Origin of the sequence: Pseudomonas sp. TWI923, assembly GCF_039673365.1 — a bacterium.
GTDB classification, from domain to species: Bacteria; Pseudomonadota; Gammaproteobacteria; order Pseudomonadales; family Pseudomonadaceae; genus Aquipseudomonas; species Aquipseudomonas sichuanensis.
In genome coordinates this window covers 32,804-44,044 of the sequence record NZ_JBDJLM010000043.1, presented here as the reverse complement: position 1 = coordinate 44,044, position 11,241 = coordinate 32,804, and the positions used below count along the sequence as shown (strand labels likewise).

Here is an 11,241-nt window from a genome sequence, read left to right as displayed (position 1 = left end):
GCCCGCTCCCACGGTGACGCGTGGGAGCGGGCTTGCCCCGCGATGAGGTCGCAACTGTTAGACTGCCGGTTTTGTAACCCCCTGCGTACTCATGGCCTACAAACCCTCCCCCGCCCGCCCCCCCGCCGACCTGCTGCGCAAGGCCAGGCCGCTGCGCCTGCTGCTCAACCAGGCCGAGCGCCTGGAGCATCTGCAGCGCCTGCTGGAAAGCCAGCTGCAACCGGCCGCCCGCGAGCATTGCCATGTGGCGTCGTGGAAAGAGGGCACCTTGTTGCTGGTGGTCACCGACGGCCACTGGGCCACCCGCCTGCGCTACCAGCAGAAGCGCCTGCAGCGTCAGTTGCTGGCGCTGGAAGCCTTTGCCAACCTGACCCGGATCCTGTTCAAGGTGCAGCCGCCACTGGTCGCGGCCAAACGCGAGGGTCAGGGGCCGGAGCTTTCGGAAACTGCCGCAGAAAGTATCCGCGGCTCAGCCGAAGGCATCAGCGATCCGAAGCTCAAGGCCGCGCTGGAACGGCTGGCCGCGCACGCCCAGAACAAAGACTGAACACGTCCGAACTGACTGCGGCCTGTGGGGGCGGGTTTACCCGGGAAGCATGCGCTGCGGTGGATGGCACGGGCTTCGCCCGTGTTCGCGGGGCAAGCCCGCTCCCACAGGGATCGCGCTAGCTTTAGCAGTTGAGTAAGACAGTTGCTCCTACTACAGAAGCCGTGCAGCGACTGAATGCGAAAATAAAAAAGGCCACCCGAAGGTGGCCTTGATCAACAACTAGAGAGTGTTCGAACTTACACAGCCGCAACAGGGCGCATGTACGAGATCGGTGCCGTGCTGGCATCTTCGAAGAACACCACTTCCCAGGCGTCGGTTTCAGCAATCAGCTTGCGCAGCAGCTGGTTGTTCAACGAGTGGCCGGACTTGTAGCCCTTGAACTCGCCGATCAGGCTGTTGCCCAGCAGGTAAAGGTCGCCGATGGCATCGAGGATCTTGTGCTTGACGAATTCGTCTTCGGAGCGAAGGCCGTCTTCGTTGAGTACGCCGGTCTCATCGACCACGATGGCGTTCTCGACACTGCCGCCCAGCGCAAGGTTGTGCTTGCGCAGGTACTCGATGTCACGCATGAACCCGAAGGTCCGCGCGCGGCTGACTTCCTTCACGAACGAAGTGCTGGAGAAGTCTACAGACGCGCTTTGGGTCTGGCCCTTGAGGACCGGGTGATCGAAGTCGATCTCGAAGCTCACCTTGAACCCGTCGAACGGCAGGAAAGTGGCGCGCTTGTCGCCCTCTTCCACTGTCACTTCGCGCAGGATGCGAATGAACTTCTTCGGTGCGTCCTGTTCTTCCAGGCCGGCCGATTGGATCAGGAATACGAAAGGTCCGGCGCTGCCATCCATGATCGGCACTTCCGAGGCGGAGAGCTCGACGTAGGCGTTATCGATGCCCAGGCCCGCCATGGCGGAGAGCAGGTGCTCGACCGTATCGACTTTGACGTCACCGTTGACCAGCGTCGTAGACATGGTGGTCTCGCCGACGTTGGCCGCGCGCGCCGGGATTTCGACCACAGGGTCGAGGTCGGCGCGGCGGAAGACGATGCCGGTGTCGACAGGCGCAGGCTTGAGGGTCAGGTAGACCTTCTCCCCGGAGTGCAGGCCGACGCCCGTGGCACGGATGGTATTCTTCAGGGTGCGTTGTCTAATCATGGCATTGGCCGCTTCAGCGCAAATAATGCGAACAGGTATCAACAAAGGCTGGGGATGATAACAGACCCGGCCTTTGCTGAACACCAATCACCCTTATACCCCTGATAAATTCCATCAATCGGCCTGACGACGCAGGAACGCAGGGATATCCAGGTAGTCCAGATCGTCCTGTGGGTTGAGTTTAGCGGCCGCCGCTGCACCTGCATGGGCCTGGTTGCGCATGACAGTCGGGCGCTCCAGATCACGATAGTTGACGGCTGGCTGCTCCTGGCGAACCGGGGCCGGGTTGGAGGACTCGTACACCTGCTGAGCGGTCTGCAGGGTGTTGTCGACCACCTTGACCGGCTTCTCGATGCGCGCACCCAGGCCAGTAGCGACCACGGTCACGTGCAGTTCGTCGCGCATGTCCGGATCGATCACGGTACCCACCTTGACCATGGCGTGGTCGGAGGCGAAGGCTTCGATGATGCTACCCACGTCGGAGTACTCACCCAGCGACAGGTCCGGGCCTGCGGTGATGTTCACCAGGATGCCGCGGGCGCCCTGCAGGTTGACGTCTTCGAGCAGCGGGTTGCGGATCGCCGCCTCGGTGGCTTCACGGGCGCGGTTCGGGCCGCTGGCGCAACCGGTACCCATCATGGCCATGCCCATTTCGCTCATCACGGTGCGCACGTCGGCAAAGTCGACGTTGATCATGCCAGGGCGCTTGATGATGTCGGAGATACCGCGCACGGCGCCGGCCAGCACGTCGTCGGCCTTGGCGAAGGCAGACAGCAGGCTTGCATCCTTGCCCAGGATGGTCAGCAGCTTCTCGTTGGGGATGGTGATCAGCGAGTCGACGCTGTCAGCCAGCATGCGGATGCCTTCGTCGGCGATCTGCATGCGCTTGCGGCCTTCGAACGGGAACGGACGGGTCACCACCGCAACGGTGAGGATGCCCATTTCCTTGGCCACTTCGGCGATGATCGGCGCAGCACCGGTACCGGTACCACCACCCATGCCAGTGGTGATGAACACCATGTTGGTGCCCTGCAGCACTTCGGCGATGCGCTCACGGTCTTCCAGCGCGGCCTGACGGCCGACTTCCGGATTGGCGCCTGCGCCCAGGCCCTTGGTCACGCCGGTACCCAGTTGCAGAATGGTGCGCGCGCCGATGTTTTTCAGCGCCTGAGCATCGGTGTTGGCGCAGATGAACTCGACGCCTTCAATGTTGCTTTTGACCATGTGGTTAACGGCGTTGCCGCCGCCACCGCCCACACCGATCACCTTGATGACCGGGCTTTGCGGGACGTTGTCTACGAGCTCGAACATTTTCCCTCTCCTTACAGTTCTCTAGTTATTGCGCCTACCACTACTGCTTTGAAACTTAGAAGTTGCCCTGGACCCAACGCTTGAGTCGTTCAAGCACCGGGGCCTTCGGTTCATCGCCATAGCTGTTGTTGCTGCTGTTGCTGATGCCGGTCAGGGACAGGTCCTCGGACTGCTTCTGCAGCCCGTAGGTGAGCAGGCCCACACCGGTGGAATAGATCGGGTTGCGCACCACGTCGCTCAGCCCCCGAACGCTGTGCGGTACGCCCAGGCGTACCGGCATGTGGAAGATTTCCTCGGCCAGTTCCACGGCGCCTTCCATTTTCGCGGTACCGCCGGTGAGGACGATGCCGGCCGGCACCAGGTCCTCGTAGCCGCTGCGACGCAGCTCGGCCTGGATCAGGGTGAAGAGCTCGTCGTAACGGGGCTCGACGACCTCGGCCAGGGCCTGGCGCGACAGCTCGCGCGGTGGGCGGTCGCCCACGCTCGGTACCTTGATGGTCTCGCCGGCGCCAGCCAGTTTGGCCAGGGCGCAGGCGTAGCGGATCTTGATTTCCTCGGCGTACTGCGTAGGTGTGCGCAGGGCCATGGCAATGTCGTTGGTGACCTGGTCGCCGGCGATCGGGATCACCGCGGTGTGGCGGATCGCGCCTTCGGTGAAGATGGCGATGTCGGTGGTGCCACCACCGATGTCCACCAGGCACACGCCCAGCTCTTTCTCGTCGTCGGTCAGCACCGAGTACGCCGAGGCCAGCTGCTCGAGGATGATGTCGTCGATCTCAAGGCCACAGCGGCGCACGCACTTCTCGATGTTCTGCGCGGCGTTGACCGCGCAGGTGACCACGTGGACCTTGGCCTCCAGACGTACGCCGGACATGCCCAGTGGCTCGCGCACGCCTTCCTGGTTGTCGATCACGTAGTCCTGCGGCAGGGTGTGCAACACGCGCTGGTCGGCCGGAATCGCCACGGCCTGGGCCGCGTCGAGTACGCGCTCAAGGTCGGCGGTGCTGACTTCGCGATCGCGGATGGCGACGATGCCGTGGGAGTTCAGGCTGCGGATGTGGTTGCCGGCCACGCCGACGAACGCCGAGTGGATACGGCAACCGGCCATCAGCTGGGCCTCTTCCACGGCGCGCTGGATCGATTGCACGGTGGACTCGATGTTCACCACCACGCCCTTCTTCAGGCCGCGGGACGGGTGAGTACCGATACCGACGATTTCCAGGGTACCGTCTTCGCCGACTTCACCCACCAGCGCCACCACCTTGGAGGTGCCAATGTCCAGCCCGACGATCATTTTGCCGCTATGCGCGTTTGCCATGGTCCTGCCTCTCTCTAATTCTTCGCAACGGCGGGTTGGGCCGTCGTCGGTGCAATCGGTTCCCGCCAACCAACGGCCAGACCGTTGGCGTAACGCAGATCGATGCGGGCGATAGTGGTGATCTGGTCTTTAAGCGTTTTGTCGTAAATGGCAATGAAACGGCGCATTTTCTCCACCAGATGGTCACGCCCCAACAGCAGTTCGATGCCTGGCCCGGCGCTGCCCGCGCCAGTGGTCAGGAACCAGCTGCCTCGCTCGCGCAGCTCCAGGCGAGCGATGGAAAAGCCCATGGGGCGCAGCATCTGGCTCAATACCTGATACTGCTGCATGACTTGTTGCTGAGCCCGCTGCGGCCCGAACAGCTGCGGCAGGTGCTCGTAGTTGGCCAGCTCGCGCGGGGTGAAGGCCTGGCCCTGGTTGTTGAGCAGGGCCTCGTCACCCCAACGCGCCACCGGCAACTGTTCTTCCAGGCGGATCACCACTTCATCCGGCCAGACCCTGCGCACTTCGGCGTGGGCGATCCACGGCATCTGTTCCAGCTCGACGCGCATGGCCGTCAGGTCGACGGTGAAGAAGCTCGCCGCCACATAGGGCGCGATACGCTGCTGCACCGCCTGCTGGCTGATGTAGCTGAGGTCGCCCTGCACGGCGATCTTGGTGATCGGCCGATCGGCATACGGCATCAGGCGGATAGCGCCTTCATAGGCGCCAAAGCCTGCAGCCACCAGCAGCACCGGCCACAACAGGCGCTTGAGGCCGCCGAAGCTGGGACGGGGCAGGCGCGCCGATACGGGCTCGTCGGCCACCAGTCGGCTGGCACCACGCGGCACCGGCTTGCTGCGGCCGGGGACGGGTTGCTGCTGACGTATCATCGCGCCTTGCATGGCTGTTAACCTCGCGTCGCTACGCTGTCGGCCAGGATCGCCAGCACCAGTTGCTGGAAGTCCAGGCCGGCCGCGCGGGCCGCCATGGGCACCAGGCTATGATCGGTCATGCCAGGTGCGGTGTTGACTTCGAGCAGCCAGAACCGGCCCTGCTCGTCCTGCATCACGTCCAGCCGGCCCCAACCTTCGATGCCAACGGCATCGCAGGCACGCGCGGTCAGGTCGATCAGCTCTTGTTCCTTGACGCTGTCCAGGCCGCACGGGATGCGGTACTGGGTGTCATTAGCGATGTACTTGGCGTCGTAGTCGTAGAACACGTGGGGGGTGCCCAGCGCGATCGGCGGCAGCACCTGGCCACGCAGCACGGCGATGGTGAACTCCGGGCCGTGAATCCATTGCTCGACCAGTACTTGCGAATCGTATTTGGCGGCGTCTTGCCAGGCGGCGATCAGTTCCTGCTCGCTGTTCACCTTGGCCATGCCGATGCTCGAACCTTCATGGGCAGGTTTGACGATCAGCGGGAAGCCCAGTTCCGCACTGGCGGCAACACAATCCTGCTCACTGGCCAGCACGGCGTGGCGCGGGGTTGGAATGCCCAGGCTCTGCCACACCTGCTTGGTGCGCAGCTTGTCCATGGCCAGGGCCGAAGCGAGGATGCCGCTGCCGGTGTAGGGGATGCCCAGGCACTCGAGCAGGCCTTGCATGCTGCCGTCTTCACCGCCACGGCCGTGGAGGATGATGAAGGCGCGGTCGATCTTCTCGTTCTGCAGCCGCGTCAGCAGGTCATCGCCCACGTCGATGCCGACCACGTCGACACCGGCGCTGGTCAGCGCCTCGATCACCGCAGCGCCGGACTTGAGCGACACCTCGCGCTCGGCGCTCTTGCCGCCGTACAGCACGGCGACGCGGCCGAATGCTTTGACGTCGAGGGTGGAATGCAGCGTGTCGTAGGCGCTGGTCATTTCGACTTCTCCTGCTTGGCGCCAGCGAACAGCGGGCTTTTCATCAGTTGCGGGGCCAGGCCGCCGACATCACCGGCACCCTGGCACAGCAGGATGTCGCCGGCGCGCAGCAGCGGCTGCACCAGCGGCGCCAGCTCGGCGCCACGCTCGATGTAGATCGGGTCCAGCTTGCCGCGCTGGCGGATGCTATGGCACAGCTGGCGGCTGTCGGCGCCCGGGATCGGCTCTTCGCCGGCCGGGTAGACCTCCATCAGCAGCAGCACGTTGGCGTCGCCCAGCACCTGCACGAAGTCGTCGTACAGGTCGCGGGTACGGCTGTAGCGGTGCGGCTGGTAGACAATCACCAGACGGCGGCTCGGCCAGCCGCCGCGCACGGCCTTGATCACCGCGGCAACTTCGGTCGGGTGGTGGCCGTAATCGTCGACCAGCATCACGCTGCCGCCTTCGACCGGCAGCTCGCCGTACACCTGGAAGCGTCGGCCGACGCCCTGGAAGCCGGACAGGCCCTGGACGATGGCCTCGTCGCTGATGCCTTCGTCAGTGGCGATGGCGATGGTGGCCAGGGCATTGAGCACGTTGTGGTTGCCCGGCATGTTCACCGACACCTCAAGCGGCTCGCAGTCGCGGCGCAGTACGGTGAAGTGGGTCTGCATGCCCTGCTGGCGCACGTTGATGGCGCGGATGTCGGCCTCTTCGCTGAAGCCGTAGGTGACCGTCGGGCGCTTGACCTGGGGCAGGATCTCGCGCACCACCGGGTCGTCCAGGCACATCACGGCCAGGCCGTAGAACGGCAGGTTGTGCAGAAACTCGACGAAGGTCTTCTTCAGCTTGTTGAAGTCACCTTCGTAGGTTGCCATGTGGTCGGCGTCGATGTTGGTGACCACGGCGACCATCGGCTGCAGGTGCAGGAAGCTGGCATCGCTTTCGTCGGCTTCGGCGATCAGGTAGCGGCTGGTGCCCAGCTGCGCATTGGTGCCGGCGGCGGTCAGTCGGCCACCGATGACGAAGGTCGGGTCCAGGCCACCGGCAGCGAACACCGAGGCCAGCAGGCTGGTGGTGGTGGTCTTGCCGTGGGTGCCGGCCACGGCGATACCGTGGCGATAGCGCATCAGTTCGGCGAGCATCTCGGCACGCGGCACCACCGGGATGCGGCGCTCGAGCGCAGTGGCGACTTCCGGGTTGGCCGGGTTGATCGCGCTGGATACCACCAGCACATCGGCGCTGGCGGCGTTCTCGGCGCGGTGGCCGACGAAGATCTCGGCGCCGAACGATTCCAGGCGTTCGGTGACCGGCGAGGTCTTGAGGTCGGAACCGGACACTTCATAGCCCAGGTTCAGCAGCACTTCGGCGATACCGCACATGCCCACGCCGCCGATACCGACGAAGTGGATACGGCGGATACGACCCATCTTGGGCTGCGGCATGGCTTTCTGGCTTTCAACCATGGGCCACCTCCAGGCAGATATCGACCACGGTGCTGGTTGCGGCAGGTTTGGCCAGGCGACGCGCGGTGCCGGCCATGGTGTTGAGTTTCTCGGGTTGCATCAGCACCTCGTTCAGGCGTTCAGCGAGCTGCGCTGCGCCAGTTGTCGCTTGCGGCATCAGGAAGGCAGCGCCTTCACGAGCCAGATAATGGGCGTTGTGGGTCTGGTGGTCGTCGATCGCGTGGGGCAAGGGCACCAGCATCGAAGGCAGGCCTGCCGCCGCGAGTTCGCTGACGGTCAGGGCACCGGCCCGGCAGACCACCATGTCGGCCCAGCCATAGGCGTGGGCCATGTCCTTGATGAACGGTTCTACCTGCGCCTCGACCCCCGCCTCCTGATAACGCTCGGCGGTGATCGGCGCATGGTGCTTGCCGGCCTGGTGGAACACCTCGGGCCGCAGGTTCGCGGGCACCTCGGACAGGGCCTTAGGCAACAATTTGTTCAATGGTTCCGCACCCAGGCTGCCGCCCATGACCAACAGGCGCGCGCGACGATCGGCCAAGGGCGCTCGCTGCGCATCCATGAACAGCTCGGCACGCACCGGATTGCCGGTGGTGCGCAGCTTGTCGCTGGCGGCGAAGGTGCCCGGGAAGGCCTCGCACACCCGCGCCGACAGCGGCACGAGCAGACGATTGGCGGTACCGGCGCGGGCGTTCTGTTCATGGATCACCAGGGGCACGCCGCACAGCCGCGCGGCCACACCGCCAGGGCCGGTCACGTAGCCGCCGAAACCGATCACGCAGACCGGTTTGAGCTCACGGACGATACGCCGTGCCTGCAGCACGGCCTTGACCAGGCTGAACGGTGCCTTGAGCAGCGACAGCTTGCCTTTGCCGCGTAGGCCGCTGACCTGGATCAGGTGCAGGGGCAAGCCGGCCTGGGGCACCAGCTCGTTCTCGATGCCGCGCGGGGTGCCCAGCCAGTGCACGCTGTAGCCACGGGCCTGGAACTCGCGGGCACAGGCCAATGCCGGGAACACATGGCCGCCGGTACCGCCGGCCATGATCAATACGTTCTTGCCGTCAGCGGCCATGATTGGTCTCCTCGGCAAAGTCGTGTTCGTTGAACTCGTGTTCCTCGCTGCCCAGGTGCGTGCGGCTCTCCCACTCGATGCGTAATAACAAGCCCACGCAGGCGCAGCAGATCACCAGCGAACTGCCCCCGTAGCTGAGGAACGGCAGCGTCAGGCCCTTGGTCGGCAGCAGGCCGACGTTCACGCCGATGTTGATCAGGAACTGGCCGATCCACAGGAAGGCCAGGCCGAACGCCATGTAGGCGGCGAAGAACTGCTTGGCCTTCTCGGCCCACAGGCCGATGTACAGGGCGCGCACCGTGACGAAGACGAACAGCGCGACGGTCAGCAGCGAGCCGACTACGCCCAGCTCTTCAGCCAGCACCGAGAACACGAAGTCGGTGTGCGCTTCGGGCAGGTAGAACTGCTTCTGCACGCTGTTGCCCAGGCCCACGCCCAGCCACTCGCCGCGGCCGAAGGCGATCAGCGCCTGGGTCAGCTGGTAGCCGGAGCCGAACTGGTCGGACCACGGGTCGGTAAAGGTGATCAGGCGCGCCATCCGGTACGGCTGGGCCTGGACCAGCACCACCACCGACACCACCGCCAGCACCACCATCAGCGAGAAGCGGAACAACCCCACCCCGCCCAGGAACAACATGGCCGCAGCGGCGCCCATCATCACCACGGTGGCGCCGAAGTCCGGCTCCATCAGCAGCAGGACGGCCATCGGCAGCAGCACGATGAACGGCTTGAAGAAGCCCATCCAGGTTTCGCGAACTTCGGTCTGTCGGCGCACCAGGTAGCCGGCCAGGTAGATGACCACGAAGACCTTGGCGATCTCGGAAGGCTGGACGTTGAAGAAGCTGAAGCCGATCCAGCGCATCGAACCGTTAACCTCGCGGCCGATACCGGGCACCAGCACCATCACCAGCAGGCCGAAGGCGCAAATCAGCATCATGAAGCCCATGCGCTGCCAGGTGGCGATCGGCACCATCATGGTCATCACTCCGGCGCCCAGGCCGAGGACGACGTACACCAGGTGGCGGAACATGTGATAGAGCGGGTTACCCGACTGCACCGCGGCCACTTCCGAGGACGCCGAGGTGATCATCACCAGGCCCAGGCCAAGCAGCGCCAGGCAGCCGGCCAGCAACGGGAAGTCGAGGTCGATGCCACGGCCGCTGATCAGCGGCGACGGGTACGGCTTGAGGATGCCGAAGATCATGCCAGCCCCTCCGCCGCCTGGGCGAACAGGCGCCCGCGCTCTTCGAAGTTCTTGAACATGTCGAGGCTGGCGCAGGCCGGCGACAGCAGCACGGCATCGCCGGGCTGGGCCAGCTCGGCGCAGCGCTGCACCGCTTCATCGAGGGTTTTCACCCGCACCTGCAGCACGTCATCGCCAAGGGTTTGCGCCAAGCGCTCGGCATCGCGGCCCAGCAGCACCACCGCACGGCAATGCTGCGCCACCGGCGCGCGCAGGGCGGCGAAGTCAGCACCCTTGCCGTCACCGCCGGCAATCAGTACCAGCTTGCCTTCGATATCGGCCCCCAGGCCTTCGATAGCAGCCAGTGCGGCACCGACGTTGGTGGCCTTGGAATCGTCGTACCAGTTCACGCCGTTGCGCTCGCGGATCCACTGGCAGCGATGGGCCAGGCCCTTGAACTCGCGCAGGGCTTCGAGCATGGGCGCGAACGGCAGCCCGGCGGCATGGCCGAGGGCCAGGGCCGCCAGGGCGTTGCTCTGGTTGTGGGCACCGCGAATCTTCAGCTCGCGCACCGGCATGAGCGTCTGGAATTCGAAGGCCAGGTATTTTTCGCCGTCGACTTCGCGCAGGCCAAAGGCCTTGAAGTCCGGCGTATTGAGGCCGAAGGTCCAGCACGGCAGGCCTTCCACCGGCAATGGGCGGCTCAGCGCGTCCTGGCGGTTCACCACCACCTGCCGGGCGCCGCGGAAGATGCGGTGCTTGGCCAGGTGATAGGCCGGCAGGCCGCTGTAGCGGTCCATGTGGTCTTCGCTGATGTTCAGCACCGTGGCCACTTCGGCATTGAGCTGGTCGGTGGTTTCCAGCTGGAAGCTCGACAGCTCCATCACGTAGAGCTCCACGCTGTCATCGAGCAGGTCCAGCGCCGGCGTGCCGAGGTTGCCGCCGACCGCCACACGTTTGCCCGCCTTGGCGGCCATTTCACCGACCAGGGTGGTGACCGTGCTCTTGGCGTTGGAACCACTGATGGCCACGATCGGCGCCTTGGCGTAACGGGCGAACAGCTCGATGTCACCGGACAGCGTCACGCCACGTGCCGCTGCCTGCTGCAGCGCCGGGGTCGCCAGGGCCAGGCCGGGGCTCACGTACAGCGTGCTGGCGCGGCACAGGAAGTCCACATCCAGCTCGCCACAGCGCACTTCCACCTGCGGGTAATCACGGCGCAGGGTGTCCAGTTCCGGCGGTTGCTCGCGGGTGTCGGCGACCGCAAAGGCAATGCCCCGGCTCGCCAGGAAGCGAACCAGGGACATGCCGCTCTTGCCGAGGCCGACAACGATGCGGAATTGGTCGGAAGCGATCAGTGACACGCTC

Annotated in this window: 10 protein-coding genes; 1 reads left to right on the top strand and 9 read right to left on the bottom strand. The window is 64.9% G+C overall.

Annotation, left to right across the window (positions count from 1 at the left end; genetic code table 11):
• Positions 1–91: 91 nt before the first annotated feature.
• Positions 92–547: a DciA family protein gene (locus ABE459_RS16855; RefSeq protein WP_125462726.1), complete on the top strand. Its 456-nt coding sequence runs from the start codon at positions 92–94 to the stop codon at positions 545–547.
• A gap of 239 nt (positions 548–786) precedes the next feature.
• On the opposite strand, the gene lpxC is transcribed toward ABE459_RS16855, so the two are convergent.
• The 9 genes from lpxC to murD form a co-directional block, all read right to left on the bottom strand.
• The gene (gene lpxC, locus ABE459_RS16850) at positions 787–1,698 is read right to left on the bottom strand and encodes a UDP-3-O-acyl-N-acetylglucosamine deacetylase (RefSeq protein WP_110991614.1); all 912 of its coding nucleotides are present in this window, start codon (positions 1,696–1,698) and stop codon (positions 787–789) included.
• Between the two features lie 114 nt (positions 1,699–1,812).
• The gene (gene ftsZ, locus ABE459_RS16845; protein ID WP_110991615.1) at positions 1,813–3,009 is read right to left on the bottom strand and encodes a cell division protein FtsZ; all 1,197 of its coding nucleotides are present in this window, start codon (positions 3,007–3,009) and stop codon (positions 1,813–1,815) included.
• Positions 3,010–3,064: 55 nt separating this feature from the next.
• Positions 3,065–4,327: a cell division protein FtsA gene (gene ftsA / locus ABE459_RS16840; RefSeq protein WP_110991616.1), complete on the bottom strand. Its 1,263-nt coding sequence runs from the start codon at positions 4,325–4,327 to the stop codon at positions 3,065–3,067.
• 14 nt (positions 4,328–4,341) lie between these two features.
• Positions 4,342–5,211 carry a cell division protein FtsQ/DivIB gene (locus ABE459_RS16835; RefSeq protein ID WP_125462725.1) on the bottom strand — a complete coding sequence of 290 codons (870 nt, stop codon included), beginning with the start codon at positions 5,209–5,211 and terminating at the stop codon, positions 4,342–4,344.
• Between the two features lie 5 nt (positions 5,212–5,216).
• Entirely contained in the window at positions 5,217–6,173 is a 957-nt protein-coding gene (locus ABE459_RS16830) for a D-alanine--D-alanine ligase (protein ID WP_125462724.1), read from the bottom strand.
• On the bottom strand, positions 6,170–7,618 hold the full coding sequence (gene murC / locus ABE459_RS16825) for a UDP-N-acetylmuramate--L-alanine ligase (protein ID WP_125462723.1): 1,449 nt from the start codon (positions 7,616–7,618) through the stop codon (positions 6,170–6,172). The genes ABE459_RS16830 and murC overlap by 4 nt, the downstream gene beginning before the upstream one ends.
• Complete coding sequence (murG, locus tag ABE459_RS16820) at positions 7,611–8,690, bottom strand: undecaprenyldiphospho-muramoylpentapeptide beta-N-acetylglucosaminyltransferase (protein ID WP_346648112.1); 1,080 nt, start codon at positions 8,688–8,690, stop codon at positions 7,611–7,613. Before murG ends, murC begins: the two co-directional genes overlap by 8 nt.
• On the bottom strand, positions 8,680–9,891 hold the full coding sequence (gene ftsW, locus ABE459_RS16815) for a putative lipid II flippase FtsW (protein ID WP_189654557.1): 1,212 nt from the start codon (positions 9,889–9,891) through the stop codon (positions 8,680–8,682). The genes murG and ftsW overlap by 11 nt, the downstream gene beginning before the upstream one ends.
• Positions 9,891–11,237: a UDP-N-acetylmuramoyl-L-alanine--D-glutamate ligase gene (murD, locus tag ABE459_RS16810; RefSeq protein ID WP_125462720.1), complete on the bottom strand. Its 1,347-nt coding sequence runs from the start codon at positions 11,235–11,237 to the stop codon at positions 9,891–9,893. The genes ftsW and murD overlap by 1 nt, the downstream gene beginning before the upstream one ends.
• Between the last annotated feature and the right edge of the window lie 4 nt (positions 11,238–11,241).